Source organism: Sphingomonas hengshuiensis (assembly GCF_000935025.1).
Classification (GTDB): Bacteria; Pseudomonadota; Alphaproteobacteria; order Sphingomonadales; family Sphingomonadaceae; genus Sphingomonas; species Sphingomonas hengshuiensis.
This window is the reverse complement of the sequence record NZ_CP010836.1, coordinates 3235272-3254130: the sequence shown is the minus strand read 5'-3', so window position 1 is coordinate 3254130 and position 18859 is coordinate 3235272. Positions and strand designations below refer to the sequence as shown.

Below are 18859 nucleotides of genomic sequence, written 5' to 3'. Positions count from 1 at the left end.
CCGCTGATCTGGTTGCGTGCGCTGATCTTCATGATGCCGTCTCCCTTGTGCCGTCAAAGTCCGCCGAGCTGCACGAGCGCCGCGCCACCGTCGCGGCCCAGGATCGTGTCGATCTTCTTGCGCACCGTCTCGAGCCGGAGCGGCTTGACGAGCGCGCCGTGCGCCCCGGCCTTCAGCCCGGCGATCGCAACCTCCTCATCCTCCTTGCCCGTCACGATCAGCACCCGGATCGCCGGATAGCGCGCGACGATCTCGTCGATCACGGCGGGCCCCCGCGTCTTCAGGATCGACACGCCCAGCAACAGCACGTCGGGGGTCAGCCAGTCGGTGCCCTTGGCATAGGCTTCGTCGAGGCTGGCGAGTTCGTGCGTCTCGATCTCGTCATGGAGCATGAACTGGAGCGCGGCGCGGGTGATCTCGTCCTCGTCGACTACGAACACGCGGCGCTGGTCGACGGCCTTCGACGTTTCGACGCCAATCTGCATGATGCTTCTCCTTCCAATGGCGCAGCACGCGAAGCAAATTTCGTTCCAATCGGAAGGGGCGGGTTTTGGCGGTGCTCGCGCCGTGGCGGGCCGGTGATGCATGTGTGCTTTGCGACACCGAAGGTCTGATTGTCGTTTTCGTCACATGGCCGTGGCGCAGGTGCGGCACCCGACAAAAATCATCAACCCACTGAAATTGCTACACGATCCAGTTTGGCACGCAGGTTGCAAAGTCTGTCGCGGCACCCGGATCGGTCGATCGTCGATCGCTTGCGAATGCCAGCCGCCGCCGAGGGGAAACGACGCGACGGGAGAGTGCCGGTCAAGCTTGTCAGCCCCAGCCCGGTCAATCGCGGATCAATTAGGAGCATGAAATGTCGAAACTTCGCCAAATTGCCTTCTATGGAAAGGGGGGTATCGGCAAGTCCACCACCTCCCAGAACACCCTCGCCGCGCTCGCCGACCTGGGCCAGCGCATCCTCATCGTCGGCTGCGACCCCAAGGCGGATTCCACCCGCCTGATGCTGCACGCCAAATGCCAGGACACGATCCTGTCGCTCGCTGCCGAGGCCGGTTCGGTCGAGGACCTCGAGCTCGAGGACGTGATGAAGGTCGGGTATAAGGACATTCGCTGCGTCGAATCGGGCGGTCCCGAGCCGGGCGTCGGCTGCGCCGGCCGCGGCGTGATCACCTCGATCAATTTCCTCGAGGAAAACGGCGCTTATGACGACATCGACTATGTCTCGTACGACGTGCTCGGCGACGTGGTGTGCGGCGGGTTCGCGATGCCCATTCGCGAGAACAAGGCGCAGGAAATCTACATCGTCATGTCGGGCGAGATGATGGCGATGTACGCCGCCAACAACATCTCGAAGGGCATTCTGAAATACGCGATGTCCGGCGGCGTGCGCCTGGGCGGGCTGGTCTGCAACGAGCGCCAGACCGACAAGGAGCTGGAACTGGCGGAATCGCTGGCTGCGAAGCTGGGGACCAAGCTGATCCACTTCGTGCCGCGCGACAACATCGTCCAGCACGCCGAGCTGCGCCGCATGACGGTCATCGAATATGCGCCGGAGAGCAAGCAGGCCGAGGAATATCGGACGCTCGCGTCGAAGATCCATAACAATTCGGGCCAGGGCATCATCCCGACCCCGATCACGATGGACGAGCTCGAGGACATGCTCATGGAGCACGGCATCATGAAGGCCGTCGACGAGAGCCAGGTCGGCCTGACCGCCGCGATGCTCTGAGCGAACGGGGTTCCGGGCCCTTGCGCCCATCCCTTGCTGCGCACGGGCCCGGGACTTTCGACTACTGGATCAAGCAGGAGTGAGCACGATGAGCGTTTCAACGGTAACGGACATCGCCGAGATCAAGGAACGGAACCGGAAGCTGATCCAGGAAGTCCTGGAAGTCTATCCGGAAAAGACCGCCAAGCGGCGCGCCAAGCACCTCAACGTCCATGAGGACGGCAAGAGCGATTGCGGCGTCAAGTCGAATATCAAGTCGATCCCCGGTGTGATGACCATTCGCGGTTGCGCCTATGCGGGGTCCAAGGGGGTGGTGTGGGGTCCGATCAAGGACATGATCCACATCTCGCACGGCCCGGTCGGCTGCGGCCAGTATAGCTGGGCCGCGCGGCGCAATTATTATATCGGTACGACGGGCATCGACACCTTCGTGACGATGCAGTTCACGTCCGATTTCCAGGAAAAGGACATCGTCTTCGGCGGCGACAAGAAGCTCGCCAAGATCATGGACGAAATCGAGGAACTGTTCCCGCTCAACAAGGGCATCACCGTCCAGTCCGAATGCCCGATCGGCCTGATCGGCGACGACATCGAAGCGGTGAGCAAGGCCAAGAGCAAGGAATATGACGGCAAGACCATCGTGCCGGTGCGGTGCGAGGGCTTTCGCGGCGTATCCCAGTCGCTCGGCCACCATATCGCCAACGATGCCGTGCGCGATTTCGTGTTCGACAAGATGGGCGATGCCCCGCCGGCGATCGAACTGACGCCCTATGACGTCGCGATCATCGGCGATTACAATATCGGCGGCGACGCCTGGTCCTCGCGCATCCTGCTCGAGGAAATGGGGCTGCGGGTGATCGCGCAATGGTCGGGCGACGGCTCGATCGCCGAGCTGGAGGCGACGCCGCGCGCGAAGCTCAATGTCCTCCATTGCTATCGCTCGATGAACTATATCTCGCGGCACATGGAAGAGAAATACGGCGTGCCCTGGGTCGAGTACAACTTCTTCGGCCCGACCAAGATCGCCGAATCGCTGCGCAAGATCGCCAGCTATTTCGACGACAAGATCAAGGAAGGCGCCGAGCGCGTCATCGCCAAATACCAGCCGCTGATGCAGGCGGTGATCGATCGCTACCGCCCCCGCCTCCAGGGCAAGACGGTGATGCTCTATGTCGGCGGGCTGCGTCCCCGGCACGTCATCGGCGCCTATGAGGACCTAGGCATGGAAGTCGTCGGGACCGGCTATGAATTCGGCCATAACGACGATTACCAGCGCACCGCCCAGCATTATATCAAGGACGGCACGCTGATCTACGACGACGTCACGGGCTATGAGTTCGAGAAGTTCGTCGAGAAGGTCCAGCCCGACCTGGTCGGCTCCGGCATCAAGGAAAAGTACGTCTTCCAGAAGATGGGCGTACCGTTCCGCCAGATGCACAGCTGGGACTATTCGGGCCCCTATCATGGCTATGACGGCTTCGCGATCTTCGCGCGCGACATGGACATGGCGATCAACGCGCCGATCTGGAAAATGACGCCGACGCCATGGAAGCAGCGCCCCGAAGAGCCGCTGGCGCTGGCGGCGGAATAGCCGAGATCCGGCGCCGCCACCGCGTTCCTTTTGCCCCGCGCGGGCGGCGCCGGAACCCCATTCGAACATCGCAGGAGGCTCGCATGCCACAGGATGCAAATAACGTCATCGACCATTTCGAGCTGTTTCGCGGCCCGGAATATCAGGAAATGCTCGCGCGCAAGAAGGAGCAGTTCGAAAACCCGGTGGATGCGGCCGAAGTCGCGCGGGTGCGCGAATGGACCAAGACCGAGGAATATAAGGAGCTGAATTTCAAGCGCGATGCGCTCACCGTCAATCCGGCCAAGGCGTGCCAGCCGCTGGGCGCGGTGTTCGTCGCGGTCGGCTTCGAAGGGACGATCCCGTTCGTCCACGGATCGCAGGGCTGCGTCGCCTATTACCGCTCGCACTTCTCGCGCCACTTCAAGGAGCCGACAAGCTGCGTCTCCTCGTCGATGACCGAGGACGCGGCGGTGTTCGGCGGGCTCAACAACATGGTTGATGGGCTGGCGAACACGCTGAGCATGTACAAGCCGAAGATGATAGCGGTCTCGACCACGTGCATGGCCGAAGTGATCGGCGACGACCTCAACGCCTTCATCAAGACCGCGAAGGAAAAGGGCAGCGTCCCCGAGGAATTCGACGTGCCCTTCGCGCACACCCCCGCCTTCGTCGGCAGCCATATCACCGGCTATGACAATGCGATGAAGGGCGTGCTGGAGCATTTCTGGGACGGCAAGGCCGGTACCGTCGACAAGCTGGTGCGCGTGCCCGACAACAAGATCAACTTCCTCGGCGGGTTCGACGGCTACACTGTCGGCAATCTGCGCGAAGTGAAGCGCATCTTCGACGTGATGAAGGTCGACTACACGATCCTGGGCGACACCAGCGACGTGTGGGACACGCCGACCGACGGCGAGTTCCGCATGTATGACGGCGGCACCACGCTGGAGGATGCGGCCAATGCCGTCCATGCCAAGGCGACGATCTCGATGCAGGAATATTGCACCGAGAAGACGCTGCCGATGATCGCCGCGCACGGCCAGGAAACCGTTGCGCTCAACCACCCGATCGGCGTCGCCGGCACCGACCGTTTCCTGATGGAGATCGCCCGGATCGCCGGAGTCGAAATCCCCGAGGAACTGGCGCGCGAGCGCGGGCGGCTGGTCGATGCCATCGCCGACAGCAACGCGCACATCCATGGCAAGAAGTTCGCGATCTATGGCGATCCCGATCTTTGCTACGGCCTGTCCGCCTTCCTGCTCGAACTGGGCGCCGAGCCGGTCCATGTCCTTGCCACCAACGGCAGCAAGGCCTGGGCGAAGAAGATGCAGGAACTGTTCGACAGTTCCCCGTTCGGTGCGGGCTGCCAGGCTTATCCCGGCAAGGACCTGTGGCACATGCGGTCGCTGCTGTTCACCAGCCCCGTCGATTTCCTGATCGGCAATACCTATGGCAAATATCTGGAGCGCGACACCGGCACGCCGCTGATCCGCATCGGCTTCCCGATCTTCGATCGCCATCACAAGCATCGCTATCCGGTGTGGGGCTATCAGGGCGGGCTCAACGTGCTCGTCACGATCCTCGACCGCATCTTCGAACATATGGACGCCACGACCAACGTGCCGGCCAAGACCGACTATAGCTTCGACATCATCCGCTGATGCCGGGACACCGCAACCGGGTTCGCGCAGGAGACAGGCGATGAGTTCTCTCAGTCAGACCGTCCAGGACGTCTTCAACGAACCCGGTTGCGGCAAGAACCAGAACAAGTCCGATAAGGAGAGGAAGAAGGGCTGCACCAAGCAGCTCCAGCCGGGCGGGGCGGCGGGCGGATGTGCGTTTGACGGCGCGAAGATCGCGCTCCAACCGATCACCGACGTCGCCCATCTCGTCCACGGGCCGATCGCGTGCGAAGGCAATAGCTGGGACAATCGCGGCGCCGCCTCGTCCGGCCCCCAACTCTATCGGACCGGCTTCACCACCGACATCAACGAGACCGACATCGTGTTCGGCGGCGAGAAGCATCTGTTCAAGGCGATCAGGGAGATCGTGGCGAAATATGCGCCGCCGGCCGTGTTCGTGTACCAGACCTGCGTGCCCGCGATGATCGGCGACGATATCGACGCGGTGTGCAAGGCGGCGGCGGAGAAGTTCGGCACGCCGGTGGTTCCGATCAATTCGCCCGGCTTTGTGGGGCCGAAGAATCTCGGCAACAAGCTGGCGGGCGAGGCGCTGCTGGCCCACGTCATCGGGACGCGCGAGCCCGAATACACCACCCCCTATGACATCAACATCATCGGCGAATATAATCTCGCCGGCGAACTGTGGCAGGTGAAGCCGCTGCTCGACGAGCTGGGCATCCGCATCCTGTCCTGCATTTCGGGCGATGCCCGGTACGAGGAAGTCGCCTGGTCGCACCGGGCGAAGGCGGCGATGATGGTCTGCTCGAAAGCGATGATCAACGTCGCGCGCAAGATGGAGGAGCGGTACGATATCCCGTTCTTCGAAGGCAGTTTCTACGGCATCGGCGACATGTCGGACAGCCTGCGCGAAATCGCGCGGCTGCTGATCGAAAAGGGCGCCGACCCCGAACTGATGGACCGCACCGAGGCGGTGATCGCGCGCGAGGAAGCGCGCGCCTGGGATCGGATCGCGCCTTATGCCGCGCGTCTGGCGGGCAAGAAGGTGCTGCTCGTCACCGGCGGCGTCAAAAGCTGGTCGGTGGTCGCCGCGCTCCAGGAAGCGGGGATGGAGATCGTCGGCACCTCGATCAAGAAATCGACCAAGGAAGACAAGGACAAGATCAAGGAACTGATGGGCGCCGACGCGCATATGTTCGACGACCTGACTCCGCGCGAAATGTACCGGATGCTCAAGACCGCGGAGGCCGACATCATGCTGTCGGGCGGGCGCTCGCAGTTCATCGCGCTGAAGGCCGGGATGCCGTGGCTCGATATCAACCAGGAGCGGCATTACGCCTATGCCGGCTATCACGGCATGGTCGCGCTGGTCCGCGAGATCGCGCGGACGTTGTTCAATCCGATCTGGGACGAAGTCCGCCGCCCCGCCCCCTGGGCCGAGGCGGGTGTCGACTGGCAGGCGCTGGCGATGGCCGAGCCGGAGGAGACTGTCGAGCCTGAGACGCCCGAGCAAGCCGAGGCGGCACGGCGGACGGCGACCTTGTGCAAATGCATGGGGGTCGCCACCGGCGCGATCGAGGATGCCGTGGCGACGGGATGCGCCACCCGCGCCGCAGTGTCGGGCGCGACGGGCGCCGCGACCAAATGCGGTAGCTGCGGCGTGCTGGTCGACGAAATCCTCGCCGACGCCGGGCCCCTGCGGCGCGCGATGCAGGCGGCGGCATAGCCATGGCGCAGCTCGTCAAGGCGGCCAAGGCCTGCACCGTCAACCCGCTCAAGATGAGCCAGCCGATCGGCGGTGCGCTCGCCTTCATGGGCATGCGCGGCGCGATGCCGTTGCTCCATGGCAGCCAGGGCTGCACCAGCTTCGGGCTCGTCCTGTTCGTCCGCCATTTCCGCGAGGCGATCCCGCTCCAGACCACCGCCATGTCCGAAGTCGCGACGGTGCTGGGCGGCTATGACAATGTCGAACAGGCGGTGCTCAACATCGCCAAGCGGACCAAGCCCGAGATCATCGGCATCTGCTCGACCGGGGTGACCGAGACCAAGGGCGACGACGTCCAGGGCTATATCGCGCTGATCCGCGAGAAGCATCCCGAGCTGGCCGACATCGCGCTGGTCTATGTCTCCACCCCCGATTTCAAGGATGCGTTCCAGGACGGCTGGGCAAAGGCCGTGACCGCGCTGGTCGAGGCGCTGGTCGAGCCGCGCGCCGCCAATGTCGTGCCCGATCCTCGCCGGATCAACGTGCTTGCGGGGTGCCATTTGACGCCGGGCGACATCGACGAACTGCGCGATCTGTTCGAGGCGTTCGGGCTGTCGGCCACCTTCCTGCCCGATCTGTCGGGATCGCTCGACGGGCATATCCCCGACGATTTCACCCCCACCACGATCGGCGGCACCGGATGCGACGCGGCGCGCGCAATGGGGCTGGCAGGCTGGACGATCGCGATCGGCGAACAGATGCGGCCCGCCGCGGTGGCGCTGGAGGCCCGGGCAGGGGTGCCGTTTCGCCTGTTCGACCGGCTGACCGGGCTTGCCGCCAACGACGCACTGGTGGGGTTCCTGAGCGAGATCAGCGGGCGCGCGGTGCCGGCCAAATATCGCCGCCAGCGCGGCCAGCTCGTCGACGCGATGCTCGACGGGCATTTCCACATCGGCGGGCGGCGGATCGCGATCGGGGCCGAGCCCGATCTGCTGTTCGCGATCGGATCGATGCTGCACGAAATGGGCGCGGAGATCGTCGCCGCGGTCACGACTACCCAGTCGCCGGTGCTCGAGCGCCTGCCCGCATCCGAAGTGCTGATCGGCGACCTCGAGGACCTCGAGGCCCGTGCGGGCGATGCCGACCTGCTCATCACGCACAGCCATGGCCGTCAGGCGGCGGCGCGGCTGGGCGTGCCGCTGTTCCGCATGGGGCTGCCGCTGTTCGACATGCTGGGCGCGGGGCATCTGGTCAGCGTCGGCTATCGCGGCACGCGCGACCTGATCTTCGCGATCGGCAATGTGCTGATGGCGCAGGGCCACGCGCCCGGCCCCGAGGACTGGCGCGAACATCCCTCGATCCTGTCTGCCCCCGAACCCAAGGAGCTAGTCCAATGAAAGTCGCGTTCGCCACGCAGGACCTGAAGCGCGTCGACGCGCATTTCGGCTGGGCCAAGAATATCGCCATCTATGACCTCGAGCCCGAGGGCTTCGCGCTCGACCAGGTCGTCGCGTTCGAAGGCGATTTGAAGGAGGATGGCGACGAGGACAAGCTCGCGCCCAAGCTCGACGCGATCAGGGATTGCGCGATCCTCTATGTCGCCGCGATCGGCGGATCGGGCGCGGCGCGGGTCGTCGCGCAGAACATCCATCCGATGAAGGTCAACGAGCCCGAGGCGATCGAGAGCCTGCTCGTCAAGCTGCAGGACGTGCTGAAGGGCAACCCGGCGCCCTGGCTGCGCAAGGTGATGGCCAAGGGGGCCACGCGCCAGTTCGATTTCGAAGACGAGGACGCCTGATCATGACCGACACCGCACTCGCCGCGCCGCCGATCGAAGGATTCGCGGCCCAGATCGTCCAGCAGATCCGCGCGCAGGACACGCATGGATCATGGGACCGCAAGACCGACGCCGAGCTGCTCGCGCCCTATATCCTCGACAAGGAGGCGCGCCGCGCGCTGCCGATCATCGGCGATCCCGATCCCGATGTGCTGTGGCGGCTGGAGCTGTTCTACAACGCGATCTGCCTGGCGATCGAGCGCCGGACGGGCCTCATGGTCTCGCCGATGATGAAGATGAGCCATGAGGGATTTGGCCGCATGGTGCTGATCGCCGGACGGCTGGTGGTGGTCAACAAGCAGCTTCGCGATGTCCACCGCTTTGGCTTCGACAGCGTCGGCGCGCTCAATGTCGAGGGCGGCAAGCTGATCGACGGCGGGGTCGCGATGATCGAGCAGTTCCGCCCTGTCGCGGATTATTGAAAGGGGCTTCCGATGCGCAGTTCCGACGACATCAAGGCCGATCTGAAGAAGCTTTCGGCCAAGGCGATGCAGGCCAAGATGGACCTGCACGATCTTTCGGAAGATCTCCCGCTCGGCGTCGAGCGGGTGATCGCCGTCGCCGAGCGGGTGCGCGACGCCTATGCCGCGCTGGAGGCGCGGCGCGCGGAGCTCAAGGCACTGGAGGCTGCGTCGTGACCGCTGCGCTGACGCGCGGCGGCCGCGAATGGACGCCCGAATATCTGGTATCGATCAACCCCGATCTGTGCATCGGCTGCGGGCGCTGCTTCAAAGTGTGCGGGCGCGACGTGATGACGCTGAAGGGGCTCAACGAAGACGGTGAGATCGTCGCGCTCGACGATGACGAGGATGACGAGATCGAGAAGAAGGTCATGGCGATGCACGACGAGGCGGCGTGCATCGGCTGCGGCGCCTGCGCGCGCGTCTGCCCCACCAACTGCCAGACGCACGCGCGCGCGTGATGACGGGGGCGCCGTGACGATACCCGCCGAACGGCTCTACACGCATCTGTGCTGGCACGGGACGGCGGCGGGAACCGATCTGTTCGACCTGCACGTCGCCGCATCGATCCTGGCGATGGCGGCGCAGGACGCGGAGGCGAGCGGGCGGACGCTGTCCGAAGCCTGTGGGCTGGGCAGCGCCGAGTTGCGCGACCTGTTCCTGCTGATGTTTCCGGGCGCCGCCGGCATGCTCGGCGGGCTGGCCGCGGCGGCGGTGGTCCCCGCCGCCGACGAACGCCAGCTCCGCGAGATATTGTTCGTCAACAGCGCGCATGCCAGCCCGTTCGAACGGCTGTTGGCGCATATGATCGCGCGGCGCAGCCTGTCGCCCGACCATCTCTGGCAGGATCTGGGCTTTGGCAGCCGGCGGGTGCTGAGCAAGCTGATGCGCCGCCATTATCCGCGTCTCGCCGAGCGCAACGCGCAGGAAATGAAGTGGAAGAAGTTCTTCTACCGCATGATGTGCGCCGCGACCGATTATGCGCTGTGCGTCGCGCCGGTGTGTAGCGAATGCGACGAGTTCGACGCATGTTTCGGCGCCGAGGACGGCCCGTCGCGGCTCGCCCGGATCGGCGCCGGCCCGCTCCCCCTCCCAGGAGAAATCCGAGCATGACGACCGAGCACCGCGAGGCCACCGAAGCCGATATCACTGCGCTGGTCGCGCGCTTCTACGCGCTGGCGCTCGAGGATGACCTGCTCGGCCCGATGTTCCGCGCGACGATCCCCGATCTGGAGGGGCATTTGCGCATCGTCGAGAATTTCTGGTCGACGCACTTGCTCGGCACCGCCCGCTATGCCGGGTCGGCCTATCCGCAGCACGTCCATCTGAAAGTCGAGCCTGCGCATTTCGATCGCTGGATGGCGGCGTTCACGCGCGCGGTGGACGAAACCTTGCCCGTGGCCGCCGCCGACAGCGCGATGCGGCGCGCGCGGCAGATGACGTCGGCGTTCAAGGCGGGGATGCTCCCGCTGCCGGCGACGCGGCACCGAAGCGCCGGCGCCGCAGGCTGAGCTTGGCGCTTATTCGATGCCCTCGCGGCACGCGCGCCGGATCGTCGCGAGGCGAAAGCGCTCGGCGATCGCGGCGGGGCTGGCGATCACATCGGCCTCCGCCGCCGCCAGCGCCGCGCGTGCGCGCTCGGCTTCGTCGCGGGTGAGCGCGACGCGCCCTGCGATGTGCGTCGCGGCGGGCTCGACATGCAGGATCTCGAGCCGCCGGGGATGGTCGGTGACGTCGAGCAGCTCGAACGCCTCCAGCTTGCCGTCGAACAATATCGCGAGGCCGGCGACTTCGAGCTTGCGTCCGTCCTGTGCGGTCTTGATGAGCGTGAGCATCGGCAAATCCATCCGGCAATGAACCGGCATTTGCCATTCAATCTTTGTGCCATCCGCCGCCGCGCTTCAGACTGCGCCGATTCTTGCAAGGCTTCGCTAAGCCAAGGAGGGGTGACGATGGGGCTATATGCGATCTGCGAACTGAACGACATTCCCAGCATGCGCGCGCGCGGGTTCGTGCTGGCGCGGCGGCACGAGGACGGCGCGGTCCGGCCCTGGCTGGTCTTCGTGATCCGCTGGGGGCGCAATGTCGTCGGCTATGAGAACCGGTGCCCGCACGAGGGCGTGCATCTCGACTGGGAGCGCGGCCAGTTCCTCGACGGCAACGGCACGCGCATCCTGTGCGGCAAGCATGGCGCGCTGTTCGACCTGGGCACCGGCGAATGCGTCGAGGGGCCGTGCGTCGGCGCGCGGCTGACGCCGGTGGCGCTCGTCGTCGACGATGGCGACATCTGTGTGTCAGGCGTCGTGCTGGAGGAAGACGAGGAGTATGACAGCGGCTGCGGGGTGGAGTGACGGCGCCGGGCCGCGCGGTGCCCGGCGCCTCGCAGCGCCCCGTTATACCGGGCGATTGGCGTTGCGGTTGCGCACCGGCTCCATCCGCGCGACGCCCTCGTCATAGGTCAGGTCTTCGTAGCGGTCGCTGAATGCGGCGAGCTGGTCGATCACCTTTTGCAGCTTTCCGGCGCCGCTCAGCTTTTTGACGTCGTTCTTGTCGATCGACACGAGTTCGAGCGTCTCCTTCCACACCGTCGATTCGTCGAGCGGCAGGACGGTCGCCGAAACCTCGGCGCTCAGCGGCACGCGGTATTTCTTGAGGAAATCGATGTTGTTGACGAAGAACACATAGGTTCCTGTCGGCGCCAGATAGGGTGCCAGCACCTCGGCTGCGTCCTTCAGATAGGCGAAGCTGTGGAGATACCCCGCCAGCACCGGGATCGTTCCCGTGACGGTATCGGCCACCGCCAGCACCTGTTCGATGGCATATTCGGGCGGGCGCTTCTCATCGGCGACAGCTTCCTGGAACTTGAGCGCGATGTCGCCGCGAAAGCCGAACCGGCCTGCCGCGGGCATAGGCTCCTTCAACACGGCGTTGAGCAGCCGCCCCTCCGCATCGAGCTTGCCGAACGCAGTGTCTTCCAGCCGAACCAGGTCGATCGTCGTCATCTCTGTCTCCTTCATGGGTCGCGCGCCGCCATGCAGAAACCGGGCCGAATGCGTTTGGCGGACAAACGCGGCTGCCTTGTGTGCAACGCAACATGGCGCGCGTCGCGATTGTGACGAATCTGACAATCGGCCCGACAAAATGCCGTCGCGCCGAGCCGCCCTCTCCGAAACCGCGGCTTTGGCGGACTGGCACGCTCCTTGCTGAATTCCGGACGGGACGATTTCCACCCTAGGAGGCACCGATGATCCGCCTGACCAGCAGCGCCGTCGACGCAGTGAAGACCGCGATGGCCAAGGCGAGCGAAGTGCCCGGCGGGTTGCGCATCCAGGTCGAGACCGGCGGGTGCGCGGGGTACAAGTACAAGATGGGCCTGGTCCAGGCTCCGCTGGCGGGGGACGAAGTCGTCACCGTCGAGGACGTGTCGCTTTACATCGATGGCGATAGTCAGCCGCTGCTGGCGGGTACGACGATCGACTTCGTGGTCGCGCTCGAAGGCTCCGGTTTCACCTTCGAAAATCCCAACGCCGAGCAAAGCTGCTCGTGCGGCAAATCATTCGGCTGAGAAGGATCGGGTCATGTGGGAATATAGCGAGAAGGTTAAGGACTATTTCTTCAACCCGAAGAATTCGGGGACGATGGAGGACGCGAGCGGAGTCGGCGATGTCGGCGCGCTGTCGTGCGGCGACGCGCTGCGGCTGATGATCAAGGTCGACGAGCCGACCCAGAGGATCACCGACGCCAAGTTCCAGACCTTTGGCTGCGGCTCGGCGATCGCATCGTCCTCGGCGCTGACCGAGCTGATCATCGGCAAGACGATCGACGAGGCGCTGGTGCTCACCAACCAGGACATTGCCGAGTTCCTGGGCGGGCTGCCGCCGGAAAAGATGCACTGCTCGGTGATGGGCTATGAGGCGCTCCACGCCGCCGTCGCCAATTATCGCGGCGAGACCTGGGTCGACGACCATGAGGAAGGCGCGCTGATCTGCAAATGCTTCGGCATCGACGAAGGCATGATCGAGCGCACGATCCGCAGCAACGACCTGACCTCGATCGAGGAAATCACCAATTATACCAAAGCCGGCGGCGGCTGCTCGACCTGCGCGGAATCGCTGGAGGGCGTGCTGGAGCGGGTGAATGGCGAGATGGTCGCCGAAGGCGTGCTCGCGGCGGAGGCGGCGTTCAGCCTCACTTCCTATGTCCGCCCCAACAAGAAGAAGATCGTCAACCTCGACGCGAAGCCCAAGGCGCCGCTGACGACGCTCCAGAAGATCAAGCTGATCGAGGAGACGATTCAGGCGATCCGCCCCAGCCTCCAGCGCGACGGCGGCGATTGCGAGCTGATCGACGTCGACGGCAATCGGGTGATGGTCAAGCTCACCGGCGCCTGTGTCGGCTGCCACCTTTCCGCCGCGACGATCGAGGGCGTTCAGGCGCGGCTGGTCGAGGCCGTGGGCGTGCCGCTGATCGTCGTTCCCGTCACGCAATATAACTGAGCGGAGGCTGCCATGACGTCGGTTTACCTCGACAATAATGCGACGACCCGGACCGATCCGGCGGTGGTCGCGGCGATGCTGCCCTATTTCACCGAGCAGTTCGGCAATGCATCGTCGATGCACGCCTTCGGCGCCGAAGTGGGGACCGCGCTGGCCAAGGCGCGCAAACAGTTGCAGGCGCTGATCGGCGCCGAGTTCGACCATGAGATCGTCTATACCTCGGGCGGGACCGAGTCCGACAATGCCGCGATCCTCTCCGCGCTGGAGACCCAGACGGGGCGCGACGAGATCATCACCTCGGCAGTCGAGCATCCCGCGATCCTGACCCTGGTCGCGCATCTGGAAAAGTCGCGCGGGATCAAGGTGCACGTCATCGGCGTCGACGCGCGCGGGCATCTCGACATGGAGGCGTATCGCAAGGCGCTGGGTCCGAAGACCGCGATCGTATCGATCATGTGGGCGAACAACGAGACGGGGACGATCTTCCCGGTCGAGCAGCTCGCCGAGCTGGCGCACGAGGCCGGCGCGCTGTTCCACACCGATGCGGTGCAGGCGGTGGGCAAGATCGCGATCAACCTGGCCGAGTCCGAAATCGACATGCTGTCGCTGTCGGGGCACAAGCTCCACGGGCCGAAGGGGATCGGCGCGCTATATGTGCGCAAGGGCACGCGCTTCCGCCCGATCATCCGCGGCGGGCACCAGGAGCGCGGGCGCCGCGGCGGGACCGAGAATGCGCCCGGGATCATCGGCCTGGGCGCCGCCGCCGAACTGGCGATGCAGCATATGGAGGACGAGAATACCCGCGTCGCCGCGCTGCGCGACCGGCTGGAAAAAGGGTTGCTCCAGCGGATCGGCAACAGCTTCGTGACCGGCGATCCCGACAACCGGCTGCCCAACACCGCCAATATCGCGTTCGAATATATCGAGGGCGAGGCGATCCTGCTGCTGATGAACCGCGACGGCATCGCCGCGTCGTCGGGCTCGGCCTGCACCTCGGGCTCGCTCGAGCCCAGCCATGTGCTGCGCGCGATGAACGTGCCCTACACCGCGGCGCACGGCGCGATCCGCTTTTCGTTCAGCCGTGAGAATGGCGATGCCGACGTCGATCACGTCCTCGACGCGATGCCGCCGATCATCGAGCGGCTGCGCGAGATGTCGCCCTTCTGGCGCGAGCGCGATGTTCGCACCGAAGCCTTCAACCCGACCTATGCCTGAGGAGCGCGTGACGATGGCCCATCTTCTCCCGCCCGTGATCATCAACGACAGCACGCTGCGCGATGGCGAACAGGCGCCGGGCGTCGCCTTCACCGACCAGGAGAAAGTCGCGATCGCGCTGGCGCTGGAGGATGCCGGGGTCGACGAGATCGAGGCGGGCATCCCGGCGATGGGCGCGCAGGAAATCGCGACGCTGACGCAGATCCGCGAGGCGGTGACGCGCGCCGATGTGATCGCCTGGTGCCGGATGCGGCGCAGCGACGTCGATGCGGCGCTGCTGACCGGGGTACGCCGCGTCCATCTGTCGATGCCGGTGTCGGACCGCCAGATCCGCGCCAAGTTCGGCACGGGCCGCCTCGACGTGCTCGCGCGGCTCGCCGACACGGTCGGCTATGCGCTCGACAAGGGGCTGAAGGTCTCGGTCGGGGGCGAGGACAGCAGCCGTGCCGACAGGGATTTCCTGTGCCGCGTGGTCGTCGCGATCGAGGAATCGGGCGCGCACCGCTTCCGCTTTGCCGACACGCTGGGCGTGCTCGATCCGTTCATGACGCGCGACATCTTTGCGCGGCTGTGCGCCGAGACCGATATCGAGCTGGAGTTCCACGGCCATGACGATCTCGGCCTTGCCACCGCCAATACGCTGGCGGCGATCCGGGGCGGGGCGACGCATGCCAGCGTCTGCGTGCTGGGGCTCGGCGAGCGCGCGGGCAATGCCGCGCTGGAGGAAGTCGCGACGGCGCTGAGCGAGATGCAGGGGCGCACCACCCATGTCGCGCTCGCCAAGCTGACCGGGCTGGCCGAGCTCGTGGCCGGCGCCGCGATGCGCCCGATCCCGGAGGACAAGTCGATCGTCGGCGGCAGCGTGTTCGCGCATGAATCGGGCATCCATGTCTCCGGCCTGCTGCGCGACAGCGCCACCTATGAAGCGCTGCGCCCGGAGACGCTGGGACGCGAGCGCAAGATCGTGCTGGGCAAGCATTCGGGCAGCGCCGCGGTGCGCTCGATGCTGCGCTCGGTGGGGTTCGAAGCCGATCATGCGCGCATCAATGCGATCCTCGCCCAGGTGCGTGCCCGCGCCTCCGAGACCAAGCGGGCGGTGAGCCTTGCCGAACTGATCGATTTCCACGGCGGGTCCGCACCCCTGGCGGCGGCAGCGGAATGACCGACGCCTGCGCCCTGAACGCCGCGCCCGCGCAGACGGCCCCGCCCTCGCTGTTCGAGCAGATGCGCGCGGACGTCGGCTGTGTCGGCGCGCGCGATCCCGCGGCGGGCGGGCGGCTGGAGATTTTGCTGACCTATCCCGGCGTGCACGCGATCCTGTGGCACCGCGTCGCGCATCGGCTGTGGCAGCGACGGGCGCGGTTCGCGGCGCGGTTCCTGTCGTGGTTCGCGCGGCTGCTCACCAATGTCGATATCCATCCGGCGGCGACGATCGGCCAGCGCTTCTTCATCGATCATGGCGCCGGCGTGGTGATCGGCGAGACGGCGGAGATCGGCGACGACGTGACGCTCTATCACGGCGTCACGCTGGGCGGCACGAGCTGGTCGCCGGGCAAGCGCCACCCGACGATCGAGAGCGGCGTGCTGATCGGGTGCGGCGCCAAGATACTGGGGCCGATCACGGTCGGCGCGGGGGCGCGGATCGGGGCGAACAGCGTCGTCGTCGATCCGGTGCCGCCGGGCATGACGGTGATCGGCATTCCGGGGCGCGTCGTCCGCGATCCGTGCGAGCGGCGGCGGATCGGCGGGCGGATCGACCTCGATCATCACCTGATGCCCGATCCGGTGGGCGAGGCGCTTTCGGAACTGCTCGACCGCATCGATTTCCTCGAGGCCCGGCTCGCGCATCGCGACGAACGGCAATTGCGGCAGGAGCAGCGTCATGAGCGTGCTTGAAAACCTGGAAAGCCTGTCCAGCGCCGAGGAATTCTTCGACGTTCTCGGTGTCCCCTATGACCCGCAGGTCGTTCAGGTTGCGCGGCTGCACATCATGCGGCGCATGGGGCAGTATTTGCGCGGCGACGGCGGGGAAGCGGCTGACGACGCTGCGCTGTTCGCGCTCTGCAAGGCGCATCTCGAACAGGCCTATGCCGATTTCGTCGCGTCGTCGCCGATCGCCGAGCGCGTGTTCAAGGTCCATCAGGAGGCAATCGCGCCCAAGGACCCGCCGCAGCGCCCCTTCGTACCCCTCAGCGCCCTGACCGGGGAGTGAGCGCCATGCATATCGTCGTCTGCATCAAACAGGTTCCCGACAGCGCGCAGATTCGCGTCCATCCCGTGACCAACACGATCATGCGCCAGGGTGTGCCGACGATCATCAATCCCTATGACCTGTTCGCGCTCGAAGAGGCGTTGCGCCTGCGCGACAAGTTCGGCGGCGTCGTCACGGTGCTGACCATGGGCCCGCCCACCGCATCCGAATCGCTGCGCAAGACGCTGACCTTCGGCGCGGATCGCGCGGTGTTGCTCACCGATCGCTATTTCGCGGGGTCGGACACGCTGGCGACCAGCTTCGCGCTGGCCAGCGCGCTGGACAAGATCGCGGCGGAGTATGGCAAGCCCGAGATCATCTTCACCGGCAAGCAGACGATCGACGGCGATACTGCGCAGGTCGGGCCGGGGATCGCCAAGCGGCTGCGCTACAACCAGCTCACCTATGTCGCGCGGATCGCCGATCTCGACCTCGACGCCGGATCGATCACCGTCGAGCGCCGCGCCGAGGGCGGCATCCAGGTGCTGCGCACTGCGCTGCCGGTGCTCGTCACGATGCTGGAGGCGACCAACGAGATGCGGCGCGGATCGATCGACAATGCACTGATCGCCGCGCGCGCCGAGGTCATCACCTGGAACGCCGCCTCCTGCGGGATCGAGGACCTCGCGAAATGCGGGCTGCGCGGGTCGCCGACGATCGTGAAGAAGATCTTCACGCCGACGCCGCGCGCCGAAAAGGCGCATCTCGTCTCCGCCGAGGGGACGCCGGATGCGAATGCCGACGCGCTCCTAGCCGAAATCTTCCGCCGCGCACCGGGCGTAGAGGCCGACCTCTACGACTTCGCGGCCCAGAGCCAGGGGAATTGAGGTCATGGCCGCCGAACCCACGCCGCGCCCCGCAGCCACCGGCGCCGCCGGCCGCGCAGGCACCAAGAAGGAACTGCCCGAGCATTTCCGGGCGTACAAGCATGTCTGGGTCGCGGTCGAGATCGAGCACGGCCAGGTCCACAGCGTGTCGTTCGAACTGCTCGGCGAGGGGCGCAAACTGGCGGACAAGCGCGGGGTCGAACTCGCTGCGGTCGTGATGAGCGACAGCCGCGAGGCGCTCGAGCGCGCGACGGCCCAGGCGTTCGAATATGGCGCCGACCTTGTCTATGTCGTCTGCGATCCCGCGCTGGCGCATTATCGCAACGAAGTGTCGACCAAGGCGCTGACCGATCTGGTCAACACCTATCAGCCCGAAATCCTCCTGCTCGGCGCGACCAATCTGGGTCGCGACCTGGCGGGGTCGGTCGCGACGACGCTGCTGACCGGGCTGACCGCCGACTGCACCGAGCTGGAAATCGACGACGAGGGATCGCTCGCGGCGACTCGGCCCACCTTTGGCGGGTCGCTGCTCTGCACGATTTTCACGCTCAACTATCGCCCGCAAATGGCGACGGTGCGCCCGCGCGTGCTGCCGATGCCGGTGCCGCAACTCGGGCGCTCGGGCCGCGTGATCGAGCATGCGCTCGGGCTCGACGAAGCCGACATCGTGACCAAGATCGTCCAGTTCATCGCCGACCGCGACAGCGACAAGGCGCAGCTTCCCTATGCCGATATCGTCGTCGCAGGGGGCCTGGGGCTGCGCACGGTCGAAGCGTTCCAGCTCGTCAAGAAGCTCGCGGCGGTGCTCGGCGCCGAATATGGCGGATCGCGCCCGCTGGTGCAGAAGGGCTGGATTCCCGCCGACCGCCAGATCGGCCAGACCGGCAAGACGATCCGCCCCCGGCTGTACATCGCGGCGGGGATTTCGGGCGCGATCCAGCACCGTGTCGGCGTCGAGGGCGCGGACCTGATCGTTGCGATCAACACCGATCCGCACGCCCCGATCTTCGATTTCGCGCATCTCGGCATCGTCGCCGACGCGATCACGCTGTTGCCCGCGCTGACGGAGGCCTTCGCCAGGCGCCTCAGCGTCAACCGGCTGGCGAGCTAGAGAGGAAC

23 protein-coding genes are annotated in these 18859 nt (G+C 65.7%); 20 read left to right on the top strand and 3 right to left on the bottom strand.

Annotated features, from left to right (window positions below; translation table 11 throughout):
* Positions 1-53: 53 nt before the first annotated feature.
* On the bottom strand, positions 54-485 hold the full coding sequence (locus tag TS85_RS14365) for a response regulator (RefSeq protein ID WP_044333067.1): 432 nt from the start codon (positions 483-485) through the stop codon (positions 54-56).
* Between the two features lie 374 nt (positions 486-859).
* Here TS85_RS14365 and nifH point away from each other — a divergent pair, with 374 nt between their 5' ends.
* The 11 genes from nifH (at position 860) to TS85_RS14310 (ending at position 10462) form a co-directional block, all read left to right on the top strand.
* Positions 860-1735 (top strand): nitrogenase iron protein, encoded by an 876-nt coding sequence (gene nifH, locus TS85_RS14360; RefSeq protein ID WP_044333065.1) that lies wholly within the window; start codon positions 860-862, stop codon positions 1733-1735.
* A gap of 88 nt (positions 1736-1823) precedes the next feature.
* Entirely contained in the window at positions 1824-3326 is a 1503-nt protein-coding gene (gene nifD / locus TS85_RS14355; protein WP_044333064.1) for a nitrogenase molybdenum-iron protein alpha chain, read from the top strand.
* A gap of 83 nt (positions 3327-3409) precedes the next feature.
* The gene (gene nifK / locus TS85_RS14350; protein WP_044333062.1) at positions 3410-4969 is read left to right on the top strand and encodes a nitrogenase molybdenum-iron protein subunit beta; all 1560 of its coding nucleotides are present in this window, start codon (positions 3410-3412) and stop codon (positions 4967-4969) included.
* A 40-nt stretch (positions 4970-5009) separates the two neighbouring features.
* On the top strand, positions 5010-6674 hold the full coding sequence (gene nifE, locus TS85_RS14345) for a nitrogenase iron-molybdenum cofactor biosynthesis protein NifE (RefSeq protein WP_044333061.1): 1665 nt from the start codon (positions 5010-5012) through the stop codon (positions 6672-6674).
* 2 nt (positions 6675-6676) lie between these two features.
* Complete coding sequence (gene nifN / locus TS85_RS14340) at positions 6677-8050, top strand: nitrogenase iron-molybdenum cofactor biosynthesis protein NifN (RefSeq protein WP_044333060.1); 1374 nt, start codon at positions 6677-6679, stop codon at positions 8048-8050.
* Entirely contained in the window at positions 8047-8451 is a 405-nt protein-coding gene (gene nifX / locus TS85_RS14335) for a nitrogen fixation protein NifX (RefSeq protein ID WP_044333058.1), read from the top strand. The genes nifN and nifX overlap by 4 nt, the downstream gene beginning before the upstream one ends.
* 2 nt (positions 8452-8453) lie before the next feature.
* On the top strand, positions 8454-8912 hold the full coding sequence (locus tag TS85_RS14330; RefSeq protein WP_044333056.1) for a NifX-associated nitrogen fixation protein: 459 nt from the start codon (positions 8454-8456) through the stop codon (positions 8910-8912).
* A 12-nt stretch (positions 8913-8924) separates the two neighbouring features.
* The gene (locus tag TS85_RS14325) at positions 8925-9128 is read left to right on the top strand and encodes a CCE_0567 family metalloprotein (RefSeq protein WP_044333055.1); all 204 of its coding nucleotides are present in this window, start codon (positions 8925-8927) and stop codon (positions 9126-9128) included.
* Positions 9125-9412, top strand: a complete 288-nt coding sequence (gene fdxB, locus TS85_RS14320; RefSeq protein ID WP_077228624.1) for a ferredoxin III, nif-specific — start codon at positions 9125-9127, stop codon at positions 9410-9412. Before TS85_RS14325 ends, fdxB begins: the two co-directional genes overlap by 4 nt.
* Before the next feature lie 13 nt (positions 9413-9425).
* Positions 9426-10064 carry a nitrogen fixation protein NifQ gene (locus TS85_RS14315; RefSeq protein WP_052507935.1) on the top strand — a complete coding sequence of 213 codons (639 nt, stop codon included), beginning with the start codon at positions 9426-9428 and terminating at the stop codon, positions 10062-10064.
* Positions 10061-10462 (top strand): group III truncated hemoglobin, encoded by a 402-nt coding sequence (locus TS85_RS14310; protein WP_044333052.1) that lies wholly within the window; start codon positions 10061-10063, stop codon positions 10460-10462. The genes TS85_RS14315 and TS85_RS14310 overlap by 4 nt, the downstream gene beginning before the upstream one ends.
* A 9-nt stretch (positions 10463-10471) precedes the next feature.
* Here TS85_RS14310 and TS85_RS14305 read toward each other — a convergent pair whose 3' ends face one another.
* Positions 10472-10786: a hypothetical protein gene (locus TS85_RS14305; protein WP_044336329.1), complete on the bottom strand. Its 315-nt coding sequence runs from the start codon at positions 10784-10786 to the stop codon at positions 10472-10474.
* Between the two features lie 117 nt (positions 10787-10903).
* Between TS85_RS14305 and TS85_RS14300 the strand changes: the two genes are divergently transcribed.
* Positions 10904-11302: a Rieske (2Fe-2S) protein gene (locus TS85_RS14300; RefSeq protein WP_044333051.1), complete on the top strand. Its 399-nt coding sequence runs from the start codon at positions 10904-10906 to the stop codon at positions 11300-11302.
* Between the two features lie 42 nt (positions 11303-11344).
* Here the strand turns inward: TS85_RS14300 and TS85_RS14295 are convergent, their stop codons facing one another.
* On the bottom strand, positions 11345-11953 hold the full coding sequence (locus TS85_RS14295; RefSeq protein ID WP_044336326.1) for a hypothetical protein: 609 nt from the start codon (positions 11951-11953) through the stop codon (positions 11345-11347).
* Positions 11954-12195: 242 nt separating this feature from the next.
* Between TS85_RS14295 and TS85_RS14290 the strand changes: the two genes are divergently transcribed.
* The 8 genes from TS85_RS14290 (at position 12196) to TS85_RS14255 (ending at position 18851) form a co-directional block, all read left to right on the top strand.
* Positions 12196-12516 (top strand): HesB/IscA family protein, encoded by a 321-nt coding sequence (locus TS85_RS14290; RefSeq protein ID WP_044333050.1) that lies wholly within the window; start codon positions 12196-12198, stop codon positions 12514-12516.
* 13 nt (positions 12517-12529) lie between these two features.
* A complete protein-coding gene (gene nifU / locus TS85_RS14285; RefSeq protein WP_044333049.1) occupies positions 12530-13447 on the top strand; it encodes a Fe-S cluster assembly protein NifU in 918 nt (305 codons plus the stop codon).
* 12 nt (positions 13448-13459) lie between these two features.
* Positions 13460-14662, top strand: coding sequence for a cysteine desulfurase NifS (nifS, locus tag TS85_RS14280; RefSeq protein WP_044333047.1), 1203 nt, complete (start codon positions 13460-13462; stop codon positions 14660-14662).
* A gap of 13 nt (positions 14663-14675) precedes the next feature.
* The gene (gene nifV / locus TS85_RS14275) at positions 14676-15824 is read left to right on the top strand and encodes a homocitrate synthase (RefSeq protein WP_155006427.1); all 1149 of its coding nucleotides are present in this window, start codon (positions 14676-14678) and stop codon (positions 15822-15824) included.
* 62 nt (positions 15825-15886) lie between these two features.
* Complete coding sequence (cysE, locus tag TS85_RS14270; RefSeq protein ID WP_077228849.1) at positions 15887-16558, top strand: serine O-acetyltransferase; 672 nt, start codon at positions 15887-15889, stop codon at positions 16556-16558.
* The gene (nifW, locus tag TS85_RS14265) at positions 16545-16874 is read left to right on the top strand and encodes a nitrogenase stabilizing/protective protein NifW (RefSeq protein WP_044333041.1); all 330 of its coding nucleotides are present in this window, start codon (positions 16545-16547) and stop codon (positions 16872-16874) included. The genes cysE and nifW overlap by 14 nt, the downstream gene beginning before the upstream one ends.
* A 5-nt stretch (positions 16875-16879) precedes the next feature.
* Positions 16880-17740 (top strand): electron transfer flavoprotein subunit beta/FixA family protein, encoded by an 861-nt coding sequence (locus TS85_RS14260; protein ID WP_044333039.1) that lies wholly within the window; start codon positions 16880-16882, stop codon positions 17738-17740.
* A 4-nt stretch (positions 17741-17744) separates the two neighbouring features.
* The gene (locus TS85_RS14255) at positions 17745-18851 is read left to right on the top strand and encodes an electron transfer flavoprotein subunit alpha/FixB family protein (protein ID WP_044333038.1); all 1107 of its coding nucleotides are present in this window, start codon (positions 17745-17747) and stop codon (positions 18849-18851) included.
* The last annotated feature ends 8 nt before the right edge of the window (positions 18852-18859 follow it).